Below are 24,294 nucleotides of genomic sequence, written 5' to 3' on the forward strand. Positions count from 1 at the left end.
TAGCAGGCGGGGAGCGTTGTAGTAGCCGGCAAGCCGGCTGCTACAGGGGAGGTCAGGCGCAGGCTTTTTCAGTGATGACTCGGCCGGCCTGCATGCGTACCAGTTGGTCGGCGACGTCGAAGTAACGGTCGTCGTGGGAGATGACGATGATGGTCTTGCCCAGGCGCTTGAGGTCCGGCAGCAGCTCGGTGTAGAAAATCCGCCGGAAGGTCGGGTCCTGGTCCGCCGCCCACTCGTCGAACACCAGCACCGGGCGCTCGTCGAGCCAGGCGTTGACCAGGGCCAGACGCTTGCGTTGCCCGGTGGACAGGTCGGTGGTGGTGAACGCGCCGTCGCGCACGCTGACCTTGTGGGCGATTTCCAGGCGCTCCAGGTATTGAGTGGCGTCGTCGGGCAAGGCCTTGTCGTTCTGCACCAGGTCGTCGAACAGGAAGTAGTCGGCAAAAATCGTGGTGAACATCTGCCGGTAGTCATCCAGCCCCAGGGCGTCCACGGGCAGGCCGTTGAGACGGATTTCACCTTGCTGCGGGGTGTACAGGCCCAGTAGCAGCTTGATCAGGGTGGTCTTGCCGCAACCGTTTTCACCGACGATAAACAGAATTTCCCCAGGCTCGATGCTCAGGTTGACCGGCCCGAGCTTGAACGGCTCGCTGCCTTCGACCGTTGGGAAGGCGTACTGCACGTTGCGCAGTTCCAAGTGCTTCATCACGGGCACGGTTTTGTCGGCGTCATCGAGCAGCAGGTGTGGTTCCGGCGAGGAGAAACGCTCCGACAGGTCGGCAATGCGGCGGAAGGCAATTTGCGCGCGGCTGATGATCGGCAGGTTGCCGATCAGGTTTTCCAGCGGACCTTTCATGTACAGCAGCACCAGGACAAAGCCGCTCATCACCGCTGGGTCCGAACTGGGCCAGAATTGTTGCAGGGTCAGGGCCAGACCGATAACCACGAAAAACAGCATCGAGCCCAGGCTCTTGGCAATTACGAAGATATTGATCGAGCGGATGTGGGTGTCGCAGATTTTGTCGGCGGTGCCCTGGATATTACGGGTGTGCATGGCATGCCGACGTGGGCGGTGGATGCGCAGTTCCTTGGCACCCTCGGCAATCGCCGAATAGTGTTTTTGCAGGTTGTCTTCGGCGTCGCGTGCCGCGTAGAACCCTTTGATGCCTTTGCTTTGAGCCACGTACTGCACCGCCGAACCAATGCCGATGGCCAGCAGGGTCATCAGGAAGATCGGCCAGGACAGCACCGCCAGGTAGCCCAGGCAGCCCAGGATCACCGTGGTAGAAATCGCCAGCGGGGCGAAGGCGAAGGCGAAGTCGCTGATGGTGTCCACGTCGTGGGTCAGAACCGGGATCAGGCGGTGAGTGCGGTAGCGCTCGATCTGCTCGATGGGGGCGGCGAGCACTTTGGCGCCGAGGTCCTTGCGCAGTTTGGCAATCACCTTCTGACCGACGAAATTGGTGCCGATGTCGGCGCCGATACTGCTGAGCAGGGCCAGTAGGCACAGCCCGGCGAAGGCCAGCACCACGCCGGTGCCCATGCCGTCGGCGCTGTGCAGGCCGCGGTTGACCGTGGCCAGCAGCGCCGTGACGCTAAGGCCGCCGATGATGCCCAGCGTGATGGAAGAAATAACAATCCGCCGATAGGGCTTGAGCAGGCTCAAGAGTTCTCGAATGGCGCTGCGCGGTGCTGCGGTCATGAAACTACCTCGATCGCGACGTGGCTACGTGCTGTGGGCAAGTGAAGGCCTGCGCGCGGAGGTTTACCGTTGGCAGGCCGATAGTAGGAGGACGAGTCGGGCGGGGCGCGATTTAGCCGCGTCCCGAGGTGCGTAGGCTCAGAGATCCCGTGCCACGCGAAAGCCCAGCCAGTCGCCGCGCACGTTGGAGTTGAGGCTGTTGCGGTTGCCGGAGCGGGAAAACACCGGCGCTTCGCCCCAGTCGTTGCCGCGAATCTGCCGCACTTCGCACTGCCCGGTCAGCCAGGCGCTGCCATCGCTGGGCGCACCGACATAGCTGTCGTTTTCACAGTCTTCGACCCATTCGTAGACGTTGCCATGCATGTCATACACGCCGAACGCATTGGGCGCATAGCTGCCGGCCGGTGCGGTATAGCTGTAACCATCCGCCGGCCCGTAGGTATTGGCGTGCTTGGCGATGCTGTACTCCTTGCCTTCATCGAATGGAAATGGGAACGGGCCGGAGGTGCCGCCACGGGCGGCGTATTCACGCAGGGACTCGCTGACCATGCGGTACTGCTTGCCGGTTTTCTTCGACAGCCAGGCGACATAGGCATTGGCTTCGGCAAAGTCCATGCACACTGCCGGATGTTTGGGGCTTGTCTTGTAGGTGGGTTTGCCGGCCGTGCATTTGCGCCCTGGACGGTCGTCGCCGTCGGGCATCTTGTAGCCGGTTTCTTGTACGTAACGGTCCCATTCGCCGGCCAGCACCTGGAAGCGGCTGATGGCCACGGGTTTGGCGAAGGTCACGTCATGCATCGGCCCTTCATCGGGCTGGCGACCGACTTCATCATCCGGGGTGCCCATTTTGAACGTGCCGGTAGGCAGCACCACCATTTCCGGGCAGTTTTTGCAGTCCTTGAACACGGTGCCGGGCTTGGGCGGCGTCGCGGCTTGGGCGGACGGCAACAGGCAGGCCATCAATGCCGTCAGGGCCAGGGATTTGAGGAGCGTCGGGGTGAGCGGTTCATCGTTCATGAGTCGTCTCGTGGGCAAGAAAAAAGGGTGTCAGAGGGCTTTGTCGAGCAGGACCAGGAAGCGGTCGACTTCATCTTCGGTATTGAGCAAGCCGGGTGCGGTGCGCACCACCGGGCCGACGTCGCGGTTCACTGCGTCGCTGACCACACGGTTGCGCATCAGGTAGGCGGCCACCTTGTCACTGTCCTGGCCCTTGACCCGAAAGAAGCTGAAGCCGGCTGAGAACTGCGGGTTGGACGGGGTGACCAGCTCGATGTTCGGTCGCGCTTGCAGGCGGTCCTTGAGGTAGGTGTTGAGGCTGTGGATACGCTGCTGAACCTGGGCCTTGCCCAGTTGCAGGTGCAGCTTGAAGGCCTCGTCCAGCGCCCAGCGGTGTTCATAGGCGTGATAGCCACCGGGGGAGAACGAGGTGGCGAAATCACTGTCTTCGGAGAAGGTCGGCACGCAGGGGGTGAGGGTGGTCACCTGCTCTGACGCGGCGCATACCAGGCCGGTGCCGCGTGGGCCGAACATCCATTTATGGGTGCCGGCGATAAAGAAATCGCAGTGCATGTCGGGGAAGGCCAGGTCTTCGACGCCAAAGCCATGCACGCCATCGACCACGTAGAGAATGCGGTCTTTTTCTTCGCGCCCCTGGTTATGGCGTTTGACCAGTTGGCCGATTTCGCCGATCGGCAGCTTCACGCCGCTGCCCGATTGCACCCAGGTCATACCCAGCACCCGAGTGTTGGGGCGGATATTGCGCTCGATGGCCGCCAGCACTTCATCGATCGACACTTGATTGGCGTTGGCGAACAGCTTGATCTTGCGCACCTGAGTACCGTCGCGCCGGGTGCGGAACCCCAGGATGCTGTCGGTGGAAAAATGCTCGTGCTCGGTGGTGAGGATCTCCTGGTCGGGCCGCACATGGATACCGCCGTAGATCATCGCCAAGCCCTCGGTGGTGCTGCCGGTGAGGGCGATCTGGCCGGGTTTGGCTTGCAGGTAACGACCTGCCCATTCGCGCACCTGGCGTTCGCGTTTCCAGGGTTCCTGCAGGTCCCAGTCCATGGTCAGGCCGGGGTTGCGGTCAATGGCGGCGCGGTGCCGTTCGATGGCCTCGCGCACGGGCCTTGGGTGTGAGGTGATCAGGAAGTTGGAGAAGTGGATGTAGCTTGGGTCCTGGTCGAACAGGTGGCGCAGGCCCGTCCATTTGTCTGCGGGTGCCGGGATGGGGGCTGCCTGGGCCTCAAGGCCGGCCCCCAACGGCAGGCTGGCGGCGAGGATGCCGGCCTGCTTGAGAAAGGTACGGCGGTCGGTCATGGCGTCGGCTCGCTTGGCAAGACGCCAGGTTTGGCGGATTTTTGCGTCTGCTCCCACACCCGCAGGAAATTGCCGCCCCACAGCTTGGCGATATCGGCTTCGGAGTAACCGCGGGTGATCAGTTCGGCGGTCACGTTGCGTACTTCGCTGACATCGTTCCAGCCTTTGACGCCGCCGCCTTCGTTGAAGTCCGAGGCAATGCCGACGTGGTCGATGCCGATTTTGCGCACGGTGTAGTCGATGGCATCCCCCAGGTCCTTGAGGCTGGCCTTGGGTTCCTCTTCGAGAATGGCGTAGAGCTCGCTGGCGTATTCACCGAACTTCTGTTCTGGCCAGGCGGCGATGATCGGATCCCCCGGCATCAATGCCATCGCCAGGTTGGGCAGTGGCGGTAGGTCGAAACGCGCGCGCAGTGCGTTGAGCTTGTCCTGGATCGGCTGGCTCAACGGTCGCAGGTAACCGCCGAAGGCCACCACTTGCACCACGCCGCCGCTGTTTTTGATCAGTTGCAGTTCTTTGTCGCTGAGGTTGCGTGGGATATCCACCGATGCGCGGGGCGCGGAGTGGGAAGCGACCATGGGGGTGCGGCTAAGCTGGGCGACTTGCTCGAGGGCGGTGGTCGACATTTGCGATACGTCGATAATCACGCCCAGGTCGTTCAGGCGCTGTACGGCTTGCTTGCCGATATCCGAAAGGCCGCCGAGGGCGTCCGGTGAATCGTTGAAAAACGGCAGTGGGCGCGAAGAGTCCGACCAGCTGTTGTTGCCGATGTAGCTGAAACCGAACATGCGCATGCCGCGTGCGGTCCACATGTCCAGCAGGTTCAGGTCATTGCCCAGCGGGTAGGCGTTGAGCATGCTGATAAAAATCGCAAACTTGCCTTCGCCATGCAGGCGGCGAAAATCGGCGGGGGTATAGGCAATGCCGACCTGGTTGGGAAAGTCGCGGACCATACCGGCGATGATCTTGTAGCGCACCTCTTGCTGATGCCGGGCCTCGTCGACAAAGCCTGCAGTCGGTTTGTGGGGCGCGTTGGCGCCGTTCCACAGTTCGGGCCAGCCGAAAATCGTCAGCGCCGCCCCCGACAGGCGTCCGCGGCTGGCCTTGGCCAGGTCGAACTGGCCGCTGCCGTCCTTGTCCGCTTCATGGCCTGCGGTGCCGAAGTCCAGGGGCACGGTGATATGGCTGTCGAACGAGATCAACCGATCTTGCAGTTCATTGGCTTGCTTGATCACTTCCAGCGGGTAGCCGGCATTGCCGCGAAACCAGTGATCCCAGGCAAAGCCTGCGCCGGCAGCAATGGCCAGGGCCAAGGGCAGGCCGATGTATAGAGCCTTTTTCGAACGTGGTTTTGTCATTGCCATCTCAGTCGGTTCGCCTTTGAGGTGCAGGCGCAAGGGGCCTTTGCTATCTGGGAAGAACGAGTGATGGGCAGGGAAATTTAAGCGCGCCAACGATCACCTGCAGGAGCCGGCTTGCCGGCGATAGCGGTGGGTCAGGCAGTGATGCATCGACAGGAAGACCGCCATCGCCGGGCAGCCGGCGCCTACAGTAAATTTGCCACCCGGCTAAACGTTCTAGCTTGGATAAAGCCTGCTCCAAGGCTGACACAGGTAGGAACATGACGATTTCTCGACGAGGGTTTATCGCAGGCCTGGCGCTGACCGGCGCCGCCGTACCTGCGGCCTTTTATGCCCATCGTGAGTTGACGCGTGAGGAATTCCCCATCACGCCCGAAGAGGCCACGGTGGACCTGGCGGACACCGCCGGCCAGCAATTGGCGGACAGCCTGCGGGGTGTCTGGAGCCTGCGCCTGGAAGGGGCTGATGCCGGGCTGCAAGGCTTGCCCCTCGACGGCCTGGAACTGTTTCTTGATATTGCGCCGCGTGGCCGAGGCCTGCGTGGCTACCTGGATACGGCCGGGCAACTGCGCGCAGAGGGTGAGCCGCGCTATCAGGTGCTCGGCGACCTGGCGCCAGGCAATGCGGCGCTGCTGTACTGGCGCCTGATTGACCGCGACTCGCCAGACGGCAGGCCGGCCTATGAATTCAAGATGCGCCTGGACGAAGTCTGGGGCAGCTTCGGCAATGCCGGTAGCGGCACCCTTAGCGGGCAGATCCTCAGTCTCGACCGCCCGCTGGCGCTGCTGGAGCGGGACAACCGTTTTGTCGCTACCAAGCAGCTTTTTCCCGAAGCCCGCGAGCGTATCGGCCTGAACCCGACGCTGCTGGCGTGGTTGGTTGCGCCCGAGCACCGCCTGTTTCATCAGCTCTGGCACGCCTCGCGGGACCAGTGGCACAAGCTCCCTGAAGACAAGCGTAATGCCCTGCGCGGTATCGGCTGGCAGCCCGGGCCACGAGATAAAGAGCGCGACGCCCGTGGCCCGCGCAAGGACCGCAACGGTTCGGGGATCGACTTTTTCTTTATGCATCGGCACATGCTCGGTACTGCGCGCTCCATGCAGGACTTGCCGTCATGGCCACGTTTCCCTGGGCCGCAGCCGGCACTTGAGGCTGATCGCCGGGGTTTTGCGCGCTACTTCGACAATCACGATGGCTTTGCGCTGCCACCCACTTGGATGGCCAGCGGTGACGAGCAGTACACCCAGTGGGTCAGTGAGATCAAGGCGGCCGAGACTTATCACAGCAACTTCCAGGTGTGGGAGTCGCAATACCGTGACCCGCGTTACCTGGCCAAGTTGACTCTGGGTCAGTTCGGCTCGGAGCTTGAGTTGGGGTTGCACGATTGGTTGCATATGCGCTGGGCTTCGGTGCCGCGCGATCCTTCCAATGGTGCGCCCGTGCCATTTGCGCGAGATCCGGCGGACTTCGCGGCGCGTTGGTATGAGCCTGAGAATGACTTTTTGGGCGATCCGTTTTCCTCCCATGTGAACCCGGTGTTCTGGCATTTTCATGGTTGGATCGATGATCGGCTCGAGGACTGGTTTCGCGCCCATGAGCGCTTTCACCCGGGTGAACTGAGCCGCCTGGAGGTCAACGGTGTGCCGTGGTTTGCGCCGGGGCGCTGGGTCGAGGTGGGTGATCCGTGGCTGGGGCCGGACACCCATGGTTGCAGTACCACCCCGGGATTGCAGATGGGGCGCACCGTGGAGATGGATCCGGAAACCATGAAGCTGGCCTTGCGCATCACCTTTGGCGCTGATGATGACAAGTTACAGGACTTGTTCCGCAAGGTGCCGAAACGGCCGTGGTATGCGCGGCATTTGAAGGTCAGGGAGCGGATCATTTGACCGACGCGCCATCAACCTGAATGCACACTAAACCATGTGGGAGCTGGCAAGCCAGTTCCCACATTAGATCTTCATCGTTGAAGGTCGGGTGCCTGCCAGCCTCCACCCAGCGCCTTGTACAGCGCCACACTGGCCTCCAGCCGCGCCTGGCGCAGTTGCACGTTCAGGTCCTGGGCGGCATACAGTGTGCGCTGGGTTTCCAGCACCGTCAGCAAGTCTTCCGCGCCGGCCTCATAACGGCTTTGGGCGATGCGGAAGGCGGTCTGTGCCTGGCTCAACTCCTCACGCTGCCACTGGCGTTGTTCGTCGAGCTGGCGAATGCTGCTCAGGGCCTTTTCCACATCGGCAAAGCCATTGATGATCGCCCCGCGATAGGTGTGCAGCAATTCATCCTGGCGTGCCGTCGCTCTGTCGCGTTCGGCGCCGAGGCGACCGTTGTTGAAGATTGGCGCGACCAGCCCGCCCGCAAGGTTGTAGAACGGGTTGCGCAGCATATCGGCAGTGCGATTGGCGCCGGAGCCGAGGTTGGCGGTCAGGGTGACTGTGGGCAGCATGGCGGCGCGGGCGACGATGATGTCGGCCTGGGCCGCCGCCAGTTGTGCTTCGGCGCTGGCGATGTCCGGGCGACGGCTGAGCAGGTCGCTGGGTACTCCGGCGGCAATGCTGGGCCAGCGCAGTTGGTCAAAGGATTGATCGGTAAATTGCAGGGTCTGTACCGGTTGGCCGAGCAGGGCGGCCAGGCTGATCCGGGCGGCTTCGGTGCGTTGACGGACTTCTGGCAGCTGCCGTTGTTGCGCGGCGACCAGGCTCTTTTGCTGCGCAAGTTCCAGCTGGGTGGCAGAGCCGGCGTCATGGCGGGTCTGCACCAGTTTCAGGACGCTTTGCGCATTGGCCAGGTTCAGTTCGGCGATACGCTGTTGTTCATGCAGTGCCAGCAGTTGGGTGTAGGTCGTGGCCACGCCGCTTAGCAGGGTCAACTCCACCGTGGCGCGCTCGAATTCGCTGGCGCGCACGGCCAGTTCCGCGCTGTCGCGTGCAGCACGCTTGCCGCCCCAGAAGTCGATTTCGTAGGTGGCGGTGAGGTTTGTACTGAAGTAGTCCCCCGCGTCTTTGTTACTGTTGCTCTGCGGTGGGTTGTTGCCCGTGCCACGCAGCTGTTTCTGCCGGCTGGCGTTGAGCCCGCCGGTGAGCGCGGGCAGCAAGGGCGCGCCGGCGACCACCGCGCTGGCCTGGGCCTGGCGTACCCGGGCCATGGCGCTGGCCAGGTCGTAACTGCCGGCGCGGGCCTGTTCGATCAATTGGTCGAGTTGCGGACTGGCAAATGCCGTCCACCATTGCTGGTTGACGTGCTGGGCCTGGGCCTTGCTCGCCGTGTCCCACGCGGGCGGTGGCTGCAAACCGCTCTCCGGGCGCTGCGCCGGGCTGCTGCACGCGGCCAGCAGCAGGCTGGCGGCAACGAGGGTCAAGTGCGCTTTCATAGGGCGATCATTCACTGGTAAGGGCCGTGACCGGGTCGAGCCGGGCTGCTTTGCGGGCTGGCATAAAGCCGAAGATGACGCCGGTGACCAGCGCGCAGACGAAGGCGCCAAGGGCGGCTGGCAGCGAAAAGGCGACGGCCACGCTGCTGAGGATCAGCGCGCCGCCGACCAGCAGGGCCAGGCCGATCCCCGCCACCCCGCCGACCACCGTGAGCATCACCGCTTCGGTGAGGAACTGGCGCAGGATGTCCCGCTGCCGGGCGCCGGTGGCCATGCGGATGCCGATTTCCCGGGTGCGTTCGCGCACGGTCATCAGCATGATATTCATCACGCCAATGCCGCCCACCAGCAGCGAGATGGCGGCAATCGAGCCGAGCATCAGCGACAGGGTGTTCTGGGTGCGGGCCTCGGCCTGGATCATCGCGGCGTTGTTGGTCAGTTCGAAATCCCGCTTGCCGTTGTGCAGGCGCAGCAGCAGTTGGTCGATGGCTTTTTCCGCTTCATGCACCTTGCGTGCGTCGGCGGCGGCAATCACTACATATTCGGGGTTGTAGGTGCCAAACAGGCGGATACTCGCGGCGGAGTAGGGGATGGCGATACGGTCGTCGCTGTCCTTGTCGCCGGAGCTGGCGCCTTTTTCGGCGAGGACGCCGATCACCTGGAACGGCACGTTTTCGATGAGGATGTATTGGCCGATGGGGCTCGGCAGGTCCTTGAACAGCTTGTCGCGCACCCGTTTGCCAATCACCGCGACGGTGGCGGCGCTGCGTTCGTCGGCTTCGGTGAAGTAGCTGCCCTCGACGACCGGCCAGTTGAAGATCGCCGGGAAGTTGGTGTCGTTGCCGCCGACATAGGCCATGTGGTCGACATTGCCGAAGCGCACCCCGGCTTCCGCGCCGTTGACCGGCATGATGCGCTTGACCTGGGGCAGGGCAGCCATGGCGCTGACGTCGTTCATGGTGATAATGCCGGGCGGCGTCCGCGGGTTGGGCGCCGAGCCACTGACATAGAGGATATTGGAGCCGAAGGCGCCCATCTGCGCCATGACCTGGCGCTTGCTGCCTTCGCCCACGGCCAGCATCACCACCACCGAGGCCACGCCAATAATGATCCCCAGCAGGGTCAGCGCGGTGCGGAAACGGTTGATCCACATGACCCGCCAGGCTGCTTGTACCGCGTCCAGCAGTTCGCCTTTCCACGCGCCATTGTGCTCGGCGCCATCGGCCAGGCGTTGGCGCAGGTCCACGGCCTGCAAGGCCTTGGGGTTGGCGTCGGTGTCTGCGTGGGAGTTGGGGGTGTCGCTGATGATCAGGCCGTCGCGGATCTCGATGATGCGCTTGGCCCTGGCCGCCACTTCGCGGTCGTGGGTGATCAGGATCACCACGTGCCCCTGGCTGGCCAGTTCGTCGAGCAGGGTCATGACCTCGGCGCCGCTATGGCTGTCGAGGGCGCCGGTGGGTTCGTCGGCGAGGATGATATGCCCGCCGTTCATCAAGGCTCGGGCAATCGACACCCGTTGTTGCTGGCCTCCGGACAACTGGTGCGGGCGGTTGCCGGTGCGCCCGGCCAGGCCCAGGCGGGTGAGCAGGGCGGCGGCGCGGGCATGGCGTTCGGCGGCCGGCGTGCCGGCATAGATCGCCGGCATCTCGACGTTTTCCTGGGCCGAGCCGGACGGGATCAGGTGGTAGCCCTGGAACACAAAACCAAAGGCTTCGCGGCGCAGCCAGGCCAGTTCGTCGGTGTCCAGTTGCGCGACGTTTTCCCCGGCGAACAGGTATTGGCCGACGGTGGGGCGGTCGAGGCAGCCGAGGATATTCATCAAGGTCGACTTGCCTGAGCCGGAGGCCCCGACAATCGCCACGAATTCCCCGGCATGGATCGACAGGTCGATCCCGCGCAATACGTCGACCTGGGGCGTATCACCGCCACCGTAGGATTTGCGGATATCCCGAAGTTCGATCAGCGGCGTCAACATTCAGCCTCCGCTGCTTTCGGCGGGGCCGATCAGCAGGTGATCGCCTTCGTTGAGGCCATCGAGGATCTGGATGCGCAGGCGGTCGCTGATCCCCACCCGTACTTCACGGTCTTCGATGCTGCCGTCCTTGGCCACCACTCGCGCCAGTTGCGTGTCGGGCCGGGTGCTGCCTTGCAGGGCCGCGACGGGCGCAGTCAGCGCATCGGTGACGCGGCTGGCGACGAAAAACACCTGGGCGGTCATTTCCGCCATCAGTGCGTTATCGGCGTTATCCACATCCAGCAGCACGGTGTACAGCACCACCCGGCCGCTGCCGCTTTTGCTCGAGCTGCTGGGGCTGCCGCCGCCCTGGCTGGTTTCGTTGAGGGGCTTGGGTGGCACCGGCAGGATCTGGCGCACAGTGCTGGTCCAGCGCCGGTTGCCACCGCTCAGGGTGGTGAAATACGCCTGCATGCCCGGTTTGACATGGCCGATATCGGCTTCCGAAACTTCCGCCCAGACGGTCATGGGTGACAGGTTGGCGATGCGCAAAATCAGCGGCGTCTGCTGCTGGCTGTTGAGGGTCTGGCCTTCGCGGGCATCCACGGCGACTACCGTGCCGGAAATCGGTGCATAGATGCGCGTGTAGCCCAGCTCGGCCTGATCAACCCGCAGCGTGGCCTGGGCCTGGCTGATCTGCGCCTTGAACATGTTGATGCGCGCCTGGGTGGCGTCCAGTTCGGCCTGGGCGGTCTGCACGTCTTCATCGCGGGTCGCGCCACCGGCGGCCAGGCGTTGCTGGCGCTGGTATTTCTGCTGTGCCAGGCGGTTTTGCGCGTGCTGCTCCTGCAGTTGCGCCTGCAGATTGGCGATGGAATAACGGGTGGCGTCGAGCTTGGCCTGTTGGGTGGCCGGATCGATCTCTACCAGCAGATCGCCTTGCTTGACCTGGGCGCCGGCTTCAACGTGAATCTTGCGGATCTGCCCGGACGCCTGCGCGCCGACATCCACGTAACGCCGTGGTTGCAGGGTGCCGAGGGCGGTCACGCTGCTTTCGATATCGCCCCGGCGCACTTCCAGGGTGGCGAACTGATCGCGGCCGGGCGGGATCAGTTGCCAGGCGGCGAAGGCGACCACGGGGATCAGGCAAAGTGCTGCCAGCAGCGCGCGCCGGGTGTGTCGAGGACGGTTCATGCACGGGTTCCAGCCAGGAAAGTTCGGACCGCTGCTCAAACGCCCTTGAGGGCAGAGACAGAAGCGGGAAGCTGTCAGGTAAACGAGGTATTTGCCCTGAAATTTAAGTGCTTACATACGGCGTTACAGCTGGGCGAAACGCCAGTATTCGAGCGCGTTTACCAGTCTGTTTAAAGCCACATGAGAATAATTCTAAGTTAGATGACTTCAAACTGCCATTACTGCATTGCCACAGCCGTCGCCGCCACGCCTGCCCGGACGAATCCTGCACCGGGCTTAAATTTTTTTTCATTGTCCTCGTTTCCTATCAACACATGGCCTGTTGTTCAGCAGGTCGCCCAGGCTTTCCGCCCCACTGCCACGGGGCTTATCCAGAGGACACTGGAATGACACAGGCAATTGCATCGCCCGCGGTTCACGACCTGATCGGTATTGGTTTCGGTCCTTCGAACCTGGCGCTGGCCATCGCCCTGCAAGAGCGCGAGAAAGCCCAGGGCAAGCTCGATGTGCTGTTTCTCGACAAGCAGGCCGACTACCGCTGGCACGGCAATACCCTGGTGAGCCAGAGCGAACTGCAGATTTCCTTCCTCAAGGACCTGGTGACCCTGCGCAACCCCACCAGCCCTTATTCCTTCGTCAACTACCTCAAGGTCCATGGGCGTCTGGTGGACTTCATCAACCTGGGCACGTTCTACCCGTGCCGCATGGAGTACAACGACTACCTGCGCTGGGTCGCCGGGCAATTTACCGCGCAGAGCCGCTATGGCGAGGAAGTGCTGGCCATCGAGCCGATCCTGCATCAGCAGCAGGTCGAGGCGCTGCGGGTGATCTCCCGTGATGCCCAGGGCGAGCAACTGGTACGCACCGCGCGCTCGGTGGTGGTCAGCGCCGGTGGTACGCCACGGATTCCCGAGGCGTTCAAGGCGCTCAAGGACGATGGACGGGTGTTCCACCATTCCCAGTACCTGGCGCGCATGGCCCAGCAGCCGTGTGTCGAGGGCAAGCCGATGCGCATTGCAATCATCGGTGGCGGGCAGAGCGCGGCCGAGGCGTTTATTGATCTGAATGACAGCTTCCCCTCGGTGCAGGTGGATATCATCCTGCGCGGTTCGGCCCTCAAGCCTGCCGACGACAGCCCGTTCGTCAATGAAGTGTTCTCCCCGGAGTTCACCGACCTGGTGTTCCAGCAGCCCAGCAGCGAGCGCGAGCGCCTGGTCAACGAGTACCACAACACCAACTATTCGGTGGTGGACCTGGACCTGATCGAGCGCATCTACGGGATTTTCTACCGCCAGAAAGTCTCCGGCATCGCCCGTCACGCCTTCCGCACCCTGACCACCGTGGAAAAAGCCAGCGCCGGGCCCCTGGGCATCGAGTTGCTGGTGCGCCATAACGCCACCGGTGAGACGGTGCTCAATCACTACGATGCGGTGGTCCTGGCCACCGGCTATGAGCGCCAGATGCATCGCCAGTTGCTGGCGCCGCTCGAGGCCTATATGGGTGACTTTGAAGTGAACCGCGACTACCGCGTGGTCACCGACGAGCGTTGCAAGGCGGGTATCTACATGCAGGGCTTCAGCCAGGCCAGCCATGGTTTGAGCGATACCTTGCTGTCGATCCTGCCGATTCGCGCCGACGAGATTGCCGCGTCGCTGCATGAACATGATCGCAGCCGCGGCCAGGACCGTTCGGTGCGTGACGTGCTGCTGGCCACCGCGAGCTGATACCGGCTGCCGGTCGCTCCCGCGCCTGCGGGGGCGACCCTGGCTGAACCCTTGCTGAAGAACCCGCCGATTCGCCGCGCTGTCACTTTCCTCCTGCAGACTGCAGGCGTAAGCTGCGCCGGTTTTCAACCATAGCGCAGACCTTCGTGAACAGACTTTCGAGTGACAGTTGTCGACCAGGCTTGGCCAGCTGACGCGCATCTCCATGCCGTTGCCTCGCCGATCAAGCGAGAAGCGGCCTTTCGGTAGCGAACCGTCCTGGTTCCTGCCTGATCCCCCTTTTTTCGACGCTGATTCTGCGGGCAATCAAAGGGAGATTTACCATGCAAGCCCTCAACAATATCAATCTGGATTCCTTGATCGACACCGTGGTCAGCCTCAGTGCGGCCTTTATCCTGGGTGGGCTGATCGGCTTTGAGCGCCAGTTCCGCCAGCGCACGGCGGGGCTGCGCACCAATGTACTGGTGGCGGTGGGGGCGGCGATCTTTGTCGACATGGCCAACCGCCTGGCCGGGGCCGAAGGGGCCGTGCGGGTAGTGGCGTATGTGGTGTCCGGGATTGGCTTTCTCGGCGCCGGGGTGATCATGCGCGAGGAGGGCAACGTACGCGGGCTCAATACCGCCGCGACGCTGTGGACTTCTGCCGCCGTGGGCGCCTGCGCCGGTGCCGACCTGATCCTCGAGGCGTTCCTGGGCACCTGTTTTGTGCTGGCGGCCAACACCTTGCTGCGGCCGATCGTCAACAACATCAACCGCCAGCCCCTGGACGTGGTGTCGGCGGAGGTCACCAATATCCTCTACGTGATTGCGCGGCGTGCCCAGCAGCAGGCGGTAATGGCTTTGCTGGAGTCGGAACTGGCGCGCTGTAACTACCCGGCCAGCGATGTCGATGTGCGGCCCTTTGGCAGTGAGGAAGTGGAGATCGAGGCCACCCTGGCGGCCAACTCCGTCGATGGTGACGAACTGGATGCCCTGGTGGCGCGGATCTCCCAGTCGACCCTGGTGGTGCAAGCCTTCTGGAGTCCCAGCACCACTGATTGACAATCCCTCTCTGTTCGGCTGGAAAAGCTGCCCCCGTCATGGGGGGCGGTTTTTTTCGGTGATTTTGACTACGCTTTAGTGAGGATTAATCCTACATATGCGCCGGATTTTCCCTTCGGGCGAAACATCATTCCGTTGTTAATGTTGAGCCGTTGCACCTAACCAAATTCCGTTGAAACGTTCTGTGTAGACAGTACCGCTGGTCGGAACTGGTACTTCTCACAGGTACAGGGGTTTCGTGTGATGTGTAAGGGTATTGGCGCCCTGAAATGAGTGGTCGCCAATGAAGCAACTAAACAGTCGTGGTGTTCTGCCAGGGAGTCGCATGAGCAAAGCGCTAATTGTGGATGATCATCCGTTCATTCGTGCAACCGTCAAGTACCTGTTGCGCCAGGAGGGCTTCGAGAAGATTTTCGAGGCTGCCAATGGTGCCGATGCATTACAGATTGCCAGGGAGGAACGGCCAGACCTGGTCATTCTCGACCTGGCCATGCCCAAGCTGGGCGGGCTGGAAGTGATCAGCCGGATCAAGGCCTTGGGCCTGCCCTGCAAAATACTGGTCCTGACCTCCTATCTGGCGGTGTTTTTTTCGACGCGTTGCATGCGGGCCGGGGCGATGGGGTTTGTCGCGAAAACCGGCGAGCTGGATGAGCTACAAAAAGCCATCAAGGCCGTCATGTCCAACTACAGCTGCTTCCCCAGCCTGCCCACCAGTTCCGTACGCAAGGACGACTTGCAAACCACGGAACAGCAACTGGTAGAAGCACTCTCTGACCGGGAGTTGATGGTGCTACAGAAGTTGGCCCTGGGTTTGGGCAACAATGAAATCGCCAAGGACATGCTGTTGAGTCACAAGACCATCAGTACTTATAAAACCCGGTTGAAGGAGAAACTGCGTATGTCGTCGGTGGTGCACTTATCCAAGTTCGCCCAGCGTAATCATCTGATCTGACATGTCGAGATCTCTGGGGAAATGGCTCACCGCACTCTGGCTGGTGGGTCTGGCGCTCACCGTCAGTGTGGCTCAGGGTGAGCCACACCCACTGCGTTTGCTGGGGCACTCCACCCTTGACACGCTGCAAGTGAACCTGGATGAGGCGGACTGGCGCTGGCTGCGCGAGCGCCGCACATTGGTGATGGGGGTTTCCGCCCCCGACTATGTCCCCTTCGATGTGACGGGCAGCAACGGCGAACTGGAGGGGATCACCGCTGATTATGCGGCGCTGCTCGCTGAGCTACTCGGCATCCCGATCCAGGTGCAGTGTTACGAGCACCGGGATCGACTCATTGCAGCCCTTAAACGCGGCGAGGTGGACTTTGTAGGCACGGCCAATGGCTATGAGGCGGCGGACCCTCAGTTGGCGCTTTCGCGCTCGTACGCCAACGACCAGCCAACCCTGGTGACGCGTATTGATGACAGTCAGGCGCTGAGTGCCGATCTCGACGGTAAACGCCTGGCCATGCTCTCCCACTACATGCAGCCCGAGGTGGTAGCGGCCTTTTATCCCAATGCCTCCTTGCAGACCTACCCGTCGACTTTCGAGGCGATTGGGGCCGTGGCCTTTAGCCAGGCGGATGTCTATCTGGGCGATGCAATCAGCACCAACTATCTGATTAACAAGAACAACCTCAACAACGTGCGGATGGCGGACTTTTCCAGCTTGGAGGTCAACCCTTTCGCGTTCGCGCTTGCCCGGGACAATATCCGGCTGCTGCATATCATCAATGCGGCACTGGCGGTGATTCCGGCCGATGAACAGATGGAGATCCTGCGCCGCTGGAGTGCCGGTAATCTGGGGATCGTTGGCCGTGAACGCCTGCGTCTGAGCGACAGTGAACAGCGCTGGCTGGACAAGCATCCAAGGGTCAGGGTGACGGCACTGGACAAGTTCCTGCCGTTGTCGTTTTTCAATGATCGAGGGCAATTCCGGGGCTTGAGTGCCGATGTCCTGGCCCAGATCAGCCTGCGTACGGGCTTGAAGTTCGATGTGGTGCGCGCAGGTTCGTTGCCCCGTCAAATCCAGCAGGTCAGCGATGGCGAGGCAGAGATGATCGCGTTCATCACACCGAGTGTGGCTCGCGAGGAAAAGGTTCGTTTTTCCCGGCCCTATTTGAGCAACCCATTCGTGCTGATCACGCGTGACGATGGCAGCACACCGGTCACACTCGACGATATGGCGGGCAAGCGCCTGGCGGTCATTGGCAGTAGCGTGCAGCGGGAAATCATCAGCCGCGACTACCCCAACGTTCTGTTGGTGAACGTGGAGAATTCCGCGCAGGGCATGGCTTTGGTCGCCAGCGGGGGTGTCGATGCCACGGTCAACGCACTGATCATTGCGCGCTACATGATTGCCCATCAATACCGTGACCGCCTGCGCATCACCAGTACGGTGGGCTCGCAGCCGGCGCGAATCGCCTTTGGCGTGGGGCGCGGCCAATTGGAGTTGTATTCGATCCTGGACAAGGCGCTATTGAGCATCACCCCCCAGGAGATGGATGAGTTGACCAACCGCTGGCGCAGCGAGTTGTTGATCGATGACAGCTATTGGCTACGCCACCGCAACACGATTATCCAGGGCTTCTCCCTGGCCGCCGTGTTGTTGCTGATCACCCTGGGCTGGGCCATTTACCTGCGCAGCCTGATCCGCAAACGTGCCCAGGCCGAGCGCGCCCTGAGCGACCAGATGCGCTTTATGAGCGTGCTGATCGACGGTACGCCGCACCCGATCTACGTGCGTGATCGCCTGGGGCGGTTGATGGCCTGTAACAGCGCCTATCTCAATGTTTTCGGCTTCCGCCTTGAAGACGTGATCGGTAAGACCGTGATGGAGACCGACACGGGGAACCAGCCCCAGGCCCAGTCCTACCATGAAGACTACTTGCGCTTGATGGAGCGCGGCGAACCGCAGATTCACGACCGGGTACTCAAGGTGCCCGGCGGCGCGACCCTGACCATTTATCACTGGATGCTGCCGTACCGTGACGGGGACGAAAGGGTCGTGGGCATGATTGCCGGCTGGGTCGATGTCAGCGAGCGCCAGCGTTTGCTGGGGCAGTTGCAGGAGGCCAAGGAAGGGGCCGACGCCGCCAACCGCGCCAAGACCACCTTCCTGGCGACCATGAGCCATGAGATCCGCACGCCGATGAATGCGGTGATCGGCATGATCGAACTGGCCTTGAAAAATGCCGAGCAAGGGCGTATCGACCATGACGCCCTGGCAGTGGCTTCCGACGCTTCGCGCGGCATGCTGGAATTGATCGGCGATATTCTCGATATCGCGCGGATTGAATCCGGCCACTTGTCCCTGACCCTGGAGCCGTCGAACCTGCGCGAGCTGCTGGTTTCGGTGGGGCGAATCTTCGAAGGGCTGGCGCGCACCAAGGGCCTGGTGTTGCAGGTGGAGCTGGACCCGCTGGTCGATCGCTACGTGTTGATTGATCCGCTGCGCTTCAAGCAAGTGGTCTCTAACCTGTTGAGCAATGCCATCAAGTTCACCGCCCAGGGCCATGTGCGCTTGAGTGCCAGTGGCTCGCCGGCAGTTGCCAATGGTTACCTGAGCCTGCGGCTGGTGATAGAGGACAGCGGCATCGGGATCAGCGTCGAGGACCAGATGCGCCTGTTCAACCCGTTTATTCAAGGGCGTAACACTGACCAGTCGGCGCGTAGTGGCTCAGGGCTTGGGTTGGTGATCAGCCGCAGCCTGTGTGAAATGATGGGGGGCCAGCTGAAATTGAGCAGCGTGCTGGGGCAGGGCACACGGGTCGAGGTCACACTGCCATTGGCGGTGGCCACCTCGGCCAGCGCACCGTCCGAACCGGTTGCCCTGGAGGCGCCGCCAGCCCATGCGTTGAATATCCTGGTGGTGGACGACTACCCCGCCAATCGTCAATTGCTGACCCGCCAACTGAGTTTCCTGGGGCACCGGATCACTACCGCCAACGATGGTGTGCAGGGCCTGGAGCGTTGGCAGACCGAGCGTTTTGACGGGGTGATCACCGACTGCAACATGCCGCTGAAAAATGGCTATGAGCTGGCCCGAGACATCCGTGCCGATGAGCGGGCCCGCGGCTTGGCCCCTTGCCTGTTGCTGGGGTTTACCGCCAATGCGCAGCCGGAGGAAACCGAGCGTTGCCTGGCGGCGGGGATGGACGGCTGCCTGTTCAAACCCACCGGGCTTGAGGACCTGCATGCCGCACTGGCTTCTCGCACGGCCATGCCTTCGGTCAATGAGCCGGTGCAGGCGGACCCGGTCAAGGCCCTCGACTTGAGCCGCTTGTTGAAGCTGACCGGCTCCGACACGGGGGCCGTCAAGGAACTGCTGGCACAACTGCTCGACAGCCTTGCTGCAGACCGTACGCAACTTCAGGCATTGCTTGAAAAGCACGACTACGCCCAGCTACACGACCTGGCCCACAGGACCAAGGGCGGGGCGCGTCTGGTCGAGGCGCAGACCTTGGTGAACCACTGCGAAGCGCTGGAAGCGGCTTGTGAACAGCGCGATCCCGAGGCACTGGTTTGTGCAGTGGCGGCTGTGCAAGAGGCCATTGATCAATTGCATCAAGCCCTGACGGATTACTGCAACCAGGCATAGAGGCAGGTCCGGCGCAGGGAATTTGGGAGAACTCCTACATGTAGAGGGAACTACGCTGATTTTTTCGTCGAAATATGTCTGGAAAAGTAGGCCGCTCCTTCCTTCCGCGAGCGATGCCTGCTCAGGGACTTGCGATGCCAACCAAAGCACTGACCATCCTGATTGCCGATGAACGGCACCTGCAACGGTTGCACATCGAAAAAATGCTCAACCAACTGGGCTATTACCGGATCGTCCCGGTGCAGACCTTCGATGAAGTGCTGATCCTGACGGATATCCCGGCTGAGCCATTTGACGTGTTGATTATCCATGCCGGCCTGGCCGCCGCCGCGGGCGGCGCATTGGCGTTCCAGCAGCAACATCCGCAGGTGCGCCATGTGCTGGTGTATGACGACCAGGACCTGGGGCCGCCTGCTTGCGTGGTGCCCCTGGCCCTGGTGCGTTTGCCGGGAGCGCCCGACAGCATCACCCTGGAACACTTTATGGACATCGTCGACCCGCCGTCACCGGCCAGTGGCTTGCGGGTCTTGCCCTGGCTGCGGGAGTTGGCGCGCAACCCGGCGGTTTAGCTCAGTCCCACTGCGGCGCAATACCCTTGGGGCTGGTCAGGCGATGGCCGCGCTCAAGGCCTTCGATTTGCGCCATATCGGCTTGGCTCAACGTCAGTTGCACAGCCTTGAGGTTGCTCTGCAGGTTGGCGCGCTGGGTCGAGGACGGAATCACCGCATACCCCAGCTGCATGGCCCAGGCCAGGGCGACCTGTGCCGGTGTGGCCTGGTGGCGTGTGGCGATTGCCTGGATCACCGGGTCTTTCAGCACTTCGCCGTAGGCCAGGGTCATGTAGGACGTAATCTGGATACCGTGACGCGTGGCGAAATCCACCACCTTACGGTTTTGCAGGTAGGGGTGCAGCTCGATCTGGTGGGTGGCGATATTCTCGGCACCGACGGCGGCGATGGCTTCTTCCATCAGCGCTACGGTGAAGTTGGAGATGCCGATCTGCCGGGTCAGGCCCAGGCGCTTGGCTTCCAGCAACTGCCCCATGAACTCGGCGACGGGTACCTGGTTTTCTGGCGACGGCCAATGGATCAGGGTCAGGTCCAGGTAGTCGGTCTGGAGCTTGCGCAGGCTTTCATTGAGGCTGGGGATCAACTGGCCTTCGGCAAAATTGGCGATCCAGATCTTGCTGGTGATGAACAGTTCATCGCGTGGGATACCGCTGGCAGCGATGGCCTGGCCGACCTCGGCTTCATTGTCGTAGATCTGCGCGGTGTCGATGACCCGGTAGCCGAGATCGAGGCCGGTGCTGACGGAATCGATGACCACCTGGCCCTGCAGGCGGAAAGTGCCAAGGCCGAATGCGGGAATAGACATGTGTGACTCCTGTTGTGGCATGGACAATGGCGTTGAGTATCGGCTGCCGGCGCCAGGCGAAACACCCATGCTTGTTCAAATGACTCTTGACCAGAAGTCATGAGTGGCCCGCGCCTACAGGGTGTTGAGCTCGTGGGCCAACTCCAGCACCACTTTGCCGCTGCCGACAGTGGGCACCAGGTGCGTAAACGGGATATCGATCATGCGGTTTTCCCGCACCGCCCGCAGGCGCGACAGCACCGGGTCGCGGGTCAGCAACTGGCGTTTGCGGCTGGCAGGGGACCACACGGCGTCGGCCAGCAGGATCACATCCGGGTCGCTCATCAATAACGTCTCACTGCTGACCGTGACCCGGTACTGGTTGATCCCAGCCAATATATTGTGCGCTCCGGCAGCCGCCAGCAGGGTGGTGACGAAACCTTGCCGTCCTTCGCTGTCCAGGCCGTTGACTTCACTGTCGAGGTAAAACACCGACAGCGGCTTGGCGGGCTTGGCCAATGCCTGGGCGCTGGCCAGGTCGGCGTCCAGGGCGTCAATCAGCTCGCGGGCCCGCTGCGGTGTATGCAGCAGCTTGCCCAGGGTCAGCAGGTCATTGCGAATGTGCCCGAAGTAATCCAGGGAATGCCCGGCACACGCCGACTCCAGCAGATACGAAGCCACGCCATTACCCGCCAGCCCGGTGCGTGAAGTAATGCCGCTGCCAAAAGCCGTGGCAAAGCCGCCCACTACCAGGTCCGGCTGTTGCCCGTACAGCACCTCGCTGGCCGGGTAGCGCGGAGCAATCACCGGCACAGCGAAATATGTGCCCTGCTTATGCGCGGCGCCGTTGTCATCCAGGTACGCCACGCCCACCAGCGCCGGGCCGGCCTCCAGGGCCAGCAGCATATCGGCGGCGTGCTGGTTGAGGGCGACAATCCGCGCCGGCGGCGTATGGGGCAGGTGCCACTCCTGTTGGCAATTGCGATAACTGTCCGCCAGGGCCGAGGCGCTGCACACCAGGGCGATGGCAAATCCTCCCAAGCGTTTCATGGGCGCTCCCGGATCAATAACTCTTCGAGCACCTCGCCGCCCACCAGGTGCACATCCACCAGGCGTACGGCATCGGCCTTGCTGCGCACTCCGTACCAGCAGCGCTCCGGGTACACCGTGAGCACCGGCCCCAGGTTGCAGGGGAACTGGCAATGGGTGCGGGTCAGCAGCACGCCGCCGGGCACTTCGATGTGCTGGTGTTCCAGCAGCCGTCGGCGCAGGGTTTTCCAGAGCTGCAGGGCGCCGCGCTGGGTGCAGCGCGGGCCGGTGCACAGCAGCACATGGCGGGCATGCTCGGGGATATGGGACCAGTCGGGGTGGCTGTCCACCCCGTCGATTTGTGTGATTTCAGTCATCAGAAGCGATACGTGTAACGCACCTCCGTGGTGAACGGTCGGCCCAGGTTGTCGACATTGCTGGAGCGGCTGGTGACATAGTCGCGGTCGAACAGGTTCTCTACCAGCAGGCTCACGCGGTGTTGGTGGGCGTTGTCGAGGTAGCGGTAGGCGTCGGCGTCCACCACCGAATAGTGGCCGTATTCGACTCTTTTCGAGCTGATCACATCGTGGATATAGCGGATGGCCGCGCCGGCGCCCCACAGGCGATTCTGCGACTCGAAACCCACCCGTGAACGGGCGAAGAAGCTTGGCACATCATTGAGAGTGACGCCGGCGCGCGACTCGGTCAGGTTGCGGGTCATGTCCGCCTGCAGGCTCCACTGCTGGTTGAGCGCCAGCTTGGCGTCGGCCTCGAAGCCACGCACCTGGATCTGCCCCTGGCCGTTGACCCAGTGGCTATCGTCGAGGGTGATCAGGTCGGTGATCTTGCGCTTGAACAGGGTCACGCTGGCGCTGAACTCGCGGTCGGCCAGCAGGCCCTTGTAGTCCAGGCCCAGCTCGGCGTTGCGGCTTTTTTCCGGCTTGAGGTTACGGTTGCCGATCTCGTCGCCGGGTTCATTGACAAACAATTGCTCGGCATTCGGCAGCTTGTAGGCGCTGCCGTACTGGCCGCGCAGGGCCCAGTTGGCATTGAGGTCGTAGAGCGAGGTGAGCATGCCGACCGTGGCACTGTCGCCGCCGCTCATGGTTTCGTGGCGCAGGCCGATGCTCGGGTGCCAGTCGGGCAGGGCGTCGATCTGCGGGCGCAGTTGGCTGTACAGGGCGTGGGCTTCGGCCTTGTTGTTGTCGATGATCAGTACATCGTCCTGGCCCTTGAACCACTGGTTGTCGGAGCCGAACACCAGCACATGGCCGCCTTCAAGCTCAGCCTTGCCTTCGGCTTGCACGCCCCAGTCGGTGAACCCCCAGTAGTCATCGCGGTTACGCACCACGGTGCCACCGTCGGCGGTGTTGTTGACCCGCGAGTAACGCGTGTCCCAATCGTTGATATGGCCCTTGACGAAGTAACTCAGCCGTTCATTGAGGCGTTGCTCGAAGGTCGCCGTGGCGATCTGTTGCACGCGGTCGTTGGTGGTCTTGCGGTTGTTGGTGGCGCCGGCGAAGTCCAGGTTGGCGTCGGAGTACTGGTAGAACAGCTCCAGGCGCGAATCATCGCCCAGGGACTGGATGGCCTTGGCGCCGAAGGTGGTGACTTCGTAGGAGCGTTTCTTGTCGCTGACGTTGCTCATGTCACGGTTGCGAAACGGCTGGTAACCCTCGGACACGTTGTGGCTGACGTACGCCAGCAGGCCCAGGTCGCCCAGGCCGTTAGTGAAAATCCGCTCGGCCCGGGCATCGCCGGTGGTGCCGCCAAAGGTATCGACGCCCAGGTTGGTTTCGCCGGACACGTCACGGGTCTGCGGGCTGCGCGTGACGATATTGATCACACCCGCCACCGCCTGGGTACCGAACAACAGGCTCTGGCCGCCCTTGAGCACTTCGATGCGCTCCACGGCGTTGGCCGGCAGGGTGTCCAGGTACAGGCCGCCGTACAGGCGGTTGTTCAGGCGCACGCCATCGAGCAGGATCAGGGTGTCGTCATTGCGCCCGCCCAGCAGGGAATAGGTGCCGTAGTCGAAGGGGCCGTTTTTCGGCGCGACATAAAAGCCGGGAATAAACATCTGCATCGCCCGGGTGATATCGGCGCTGGGGCCGGCGCGTTCGATCTGTTCGCGGCTGACAATCTCGACTTTGCTGCCGTACTGGGCCATATCGGCCACGGTGGTGGATTCCACCGACGGCGCAGAGACGATCTGCTGGTTGAGCACCAGGGCTGTGTCATCGGCGAGCAGCAGCGGGCTGAACAGGCAACCCAGGAGCAGGGTCGGGCCAGAGGTAGAGGAACGTTGGAAAATCATAGTCTTCTCGAAAGTATCTTCGCAGAAGCACGCAGGAGAAGGCACCGGGCACACACCGATACCGGCCCATGCCCGCCCACCGCAGGATTATGCCAAACAGAAATTCCAGGCCGGTCTCCGGGCTCTCGCGTATCGAACCCTTCACCTTCCCATGGCGCTCTGGCCACAGTGGTGTGTCGAAGGGGCCACGCGAATACCGTTGCGGGGGCAGCACCGGACTTGCTCGAACGAGCGTACCGGTTTCCCGTTTCACCCTATGCACGGCGGCATAAGGCACCTGAAACAGGGCGGCATCTGAACATTCGCAGGCCCTTTCGTCAATCTGGCGCAGCGATTGTGCAG

17 protein-coding genes and 1 riboswitch are annotated in these 24,294 nt (G+C 62.4%); of the genes, 6 read left to right on the forward strand and 11 right to left on the reverse strand.

Annotated features, from left to right (window positions below; genetic code table 11):
- Window positions 1–52: 52 nt before the first annotated feature.
- From K1X80_RS11325 to pvdM, 4 genes are all read right to left on the reverse strand, one after another.
- On the reverse strand, window positions 53–1,702 hold the full coding sequence (locus tag K1X80_RS11325) for a cyclic peptide export ABC transporter (RefSeq protein WP_057959172.1): 1,650 nt from the start codon (window positions 1,700–1,702) through the stop codon (window positions 53–55).
- A 138-nt stretch (window positions 1,703–1,840) separates the two neighbouring features.
- Window positions 1,841–2,719, reverse strand: coding sequence for a formylglycine-generating enzyme family protein (locus K1X80_RS11330; protein WP_057439090.1), 879 nt, complete (start codon window positions 2,717–2,719; stop codon window positions 1,841–1,843).
- Window positions 2,720–2,749: 30 nt separating this feature from the next.
- A complete protein-coding gene (locus tag K1X80_RS11335) occupies window positions 2,750–4,021 on the reverse strand; it encodes an aminotransferase class V-fold PLP-dependent enzyme (RefSeq protein WP_120732508.1) in 1,272 nt (423 codons plus the stop codon).
- A complete protein-coding gene (gene pvdM, locus K1X80_RS11340) occupies window positions 4,018–5,379 on the reverse strand; it encodes a pyoverdine-tailoring dipeptidase-like protein PvdM (RefSeq protein ID WP_115127934.1) in 1,362 nt (453 codons plus the stop codon). The genes K1X80_RS11335 and pvdM overlap by 4 nt, the downstream gene beginning before the upstream one ends.
- Window positions 5,380–5,642: 263 nt before the next feature.
- On the opposite strand from pvdM, the gene K1X80_RS11345 reads away from it, so the two are divergent.
- Window positions 5,643–7,271, forward strand: a complete 1,629-nt coding sequence (locus tag K1X80_RS11345) for a hypothetical protein (RefSeq protein WP_057959176.1) — start codon at window positions 5,643–5,645, stop codon at window positions 7,269–7,271.
- A gap of 71 nt (window positions 7,272–7,342) precedes the next feature.
- Here the strand turns inward: K1X80_RS11345 and K1X80_RS11350 are convergent, their stop codons facing one another.
- Genes K1X80_RS11350 through K1X80_RS11360 form a run of 3 tightly spaced genes read right to left on the reverse strand, consistent with a single transcriptional unit; the run spans window position 7,343 to window position 11,897 of the window.
- On the reverse strand, window positions 7,343–8,749 hold the full coding sequence (locus K1X80_RS11350; RefSeq protein WP_128593404.1) for an efflux transporter outer membrane subunit: 1,407 nt from the start codon (window positions 8,747–8,749) through the stop codon (window positions 7,343–7,345).
- Window positions 8,750–8,756: 7 nt separating this feature from the next.
- A complete protein-coding gene (locus K1X80_RS11355; RefSeq protein ID WP_198792332.1) occupies window positions 8,757–10,724 on the reverse strand; it encodes a MacB family efflux pump subunit in 1,968 nt (655 codons plus the stop codon).
- On the reverse strand, window positions 10,725–11,897 hold the full coding sequence (locus K1X80_RS11360; protein ID WP_128593405.1) for an efflux RND transporter periplasmic adaptor subunit: 1,173 nt from the start codon (window positions 11,895–11,897) through the stop codon (window positions 10,725–10,727).
- Between the two features lie 386 nt (window positions 11,898–12,283).
- Between K1X80_RS11360 and K1X80_RS11365 the strand changes: the two genes are divergently transcribed.
- The 5 genes from K1X80_RS11365 to K1X80_RS11385 all read left to right on the forward strand — a co-directional run bounded on the left by K1X80_RS11365 (window position 12,284) and on the right by K1X80_RS11385 (window position 19,822).
- A complete protein-coding gene (locus K1X80_RS11365; RefSeq protein WP_057439138.1) occupies window positions 12,284–13,621 on the forward strand; it encodes a lysine N(6)-hydroxylase/L-ornithine N(5)-oxygenase family protein in 1,338 nt (445 codons plus the stop codon).
- Window positions 13,622–13,944: 323 nt separating this feature from the next.
- Entirely contained in the window at window positions 13,945–14,661 is a 717-nt protein-coding gene (locus tag K1X80_RS11370; protein ID WP_057444753.1) for an MgtC/SapB family protein, read from the forward strand.
- 325 nt (window positions 14,662–14,986) lie between these two features.
- A complete protein-coding gene (locus K1X80_RS11375; protein ID WP_057439085.1) occupies window positions 14,987–15,613 on the forward strand; it encodes a response regulator transcription factor in 627 nt (208 codons plus the stop codon).
- A 1-nt stretch (window position 15,614) separates the two neighbouring features.
- Window positions 15,615–19,253 carry a transporter substrate-binding domain-containing protein gene (locus tag K1X80_RS11380; protein WP_057959181.1) on the forward strand — a complete coding sequence of 1,213 codons (3,639 nt, stop codon included), beginning with the start codon at window positions 15,615–15,617 and terminating at the stop codon, window positions 19,251–19,253.
- A 134-nt stretch (window positions 19,254–19,387) separates the two neighbouring features.
- Window positions 19,388–19,822 carry a chemotaxis protein CheY gene (locus tag K1X80_RS11385; protein WP_120732520.1) on the forward strand — a complete coding sequence of 145 codons (435 nt, stop codon included), beginning with the start codon at window positions 19,388–19,390 and terminating at the stop codon, window positions 19,820–19,822.
- Window position 19,823: 1 nt separating this feature from the next.
- Here the strand turns inward: K1X80_RS11385 and dkgB are convergent, their stop codons facing one another.
- The 4 genes from dkgB to K1X80_RS11405 form a co-directional block, all read right to left on the reverse strand.
- Entirely contained in the window at window positions 19,824–20,627 is an 804-nt protein-coding gene (gene dkgB, locus K1X80_RS11390; RefSeq protein WP_120732522.1) for a 2,5-didehydrogluconate reductase DkgB, read from the reverse strand.
- A gap of 114 nt (window positions 20,628–20,741) precedes the next feature.
- A complete protein-coding gene (locus K1X80_RS11395; RefSeq protein ID WP_120732524.1) occupies window positions 20,742–21,656 on the reverse strand; it encodes an ABC transporter substrate-binding protein in 915 nt (304 codons plus the stop codon).
- Window positions 21,653–22,012: a ferredoxin gene (locus K1X80_RS11400; RefSeq protein WP_057959185.1), complete on the reverse strand. Its 360-nt coding sequence runs from the start codon at window positions 22,010–22,012 to the stop codon at window positions 21,653–21,655. The genes K1X80_RS11395 and K1X80_RS11400 overlap by 4 nt, the downstream gene beginning before the upstream one ends.
- A complete protein-coding gene (locus K1X80_RS11405) occupies window positions 22,012–23,952 on the reverse strand; it encodes a TonB-dependent siderophore receptor (protein WP_120732526.1) in 1,941 nt (646 codons plus the stop codon). The genes K1X80_RS11400 and K1X80_RS11405 overlap by 1 nt, the downstream gene beginning before the upstream one ends.
- 90 nt (window positions 23,953–24,042) lie before the next feature.
- Window positions 24,043–24,248, reverse strand: a riboswitch (cobalamin riboswitch).
- Window positions 24,249–24,294: the final 46 nt, after the last annotated feature.

The sequence above is a fragment of the Pseudomonas sp. So3.2b genome (genome assembly GCF_019464415.1).
GTDB classification, from domain to species: Bacteria; Pseudomonadota; Gammaproteobacteria; order Pseudomonadales; family Pseudomonadaceae; genus Aquipseudomonas; species Aquipseudomonas shahriarae.

Bases quoted from the DNA above. Each gene is read 5' to 3' on its own strand.
- K1X80_RS11325 (WP_057959172.1), bottom strand. From the start codon at position 1,702: ATGACCGCAGCACCGCGCAGCGCCATTCGAGAACTCTTGAGCCTGCTC.
- K1X80_RS11330 (WP_057439090.1), bottom strand. From the start codon at position 2,719: ATGAACGATGAACCGCTCACCCCGACGCTCCTCAAATCCCTGGCCCTG.
- K1X80_RS11335 (WP_120732508.1), bottom strand. From the start codon at position 4,021: ATGACCGACCGCCGTACCTTTCTCAAGCAGGCCGGCATCCTCGCCGCC.
- pvdM (WP_115127934.1), bottom strand. From the start codon at position 5,379: ATGACAAAACCACGTTCGAAAAAGGCTCTATACATCGGCCTGCCCTTG.
- K1X80_RS11345 (WP_057959176.1), top strand. From the start codon at position 5,643: ATGACGATTTCTCGACGAGGGTTTATCGCAGGCCTGGCGCTGACCGGC.
- K1X80_RS11350 (WP_128593404.1), bottom strand. From the start codon at position 8,749: ATGAAAGCGCACTTGACCCTCGTTGCCGCCAGCCTGCTGCTGGCCGCG.
- K1X80_RS11355 (WP_198792332.1), bottom strand. From the start codon at position 10,724: ATGTTGACGCCGCTGATCGAACTTCGGGATATCCGCAAATCCTACGGT.
- K1X80_RS11360 (WP_128593405.1), bottom strand. From the start codon at position 11,897: ATGAACCGTCCTCGACACACCCGGCGCGCGCTGCTGGCAGCACTTTGC.
- K1X80_RS11365 (WP_057439138.1), top strand. From the start codon at position 12,284: ATGACACAGGCAATTGCATCGCCCGCGGTTCACGACCTGATCGGTATT.
- K1X80_RS11370 (WP_057444753.1), top strand. From the start codon at position 13,945: ATGCAAGCCCTCAACAATATCAATCTGGATTCCTTGATCGACACCGTG.
- K1X80_RS11375 (WP_057439085.1), top strand. From the start codon at position 14,987: ATGAGCAAAGCGCTAATTGTGGATGATCATCCGTTCATTCGTGCAACC.
- K1X80_RS11380 (WP_057959181.1), top strand. From the start codon at position 15,615: ATGTCGAGATCTCTGGGGAAATGGCTCACCGCACTCTGGCTGGTGGGT.
- K1X80_RS11385 (WP_120732520.1), top strand. From the start codon at position 19,388: ATGCCAACCAAAGCACTGACCATCCTGATTGCCGATGAACGGCACCTG.
- dkgB (WP_120732522.1), bottom strand. From the start codon at position 20,627: ATGTCTATTCCCGCATTCGGCCTTGGCACTTTCCGCCTGCAGGGCCAG.
- K1X80_RS11395 (WP_120732524.1), bottom strand. From the start codon at position 21,656: ATGAAACGCTTGGGAGGATTTGCCATCGCCCTGGTGTGCAGCGCCTCG.
- K1X80_RS11400 (WP_057959185.1), bottom strand. From the start codon at position 22,012: ATGACTGAAATCACACAAATCGACGGGGTGGACAGCCACCCCGACTGG.
- K1X80_RS11405 (WP_120732526.1), bottom strand. From the start codon at position 23,952: ATGATTTTCCAACGTTCCTCTACCTCTGGCCCGACCCTGCTCCTGGGT.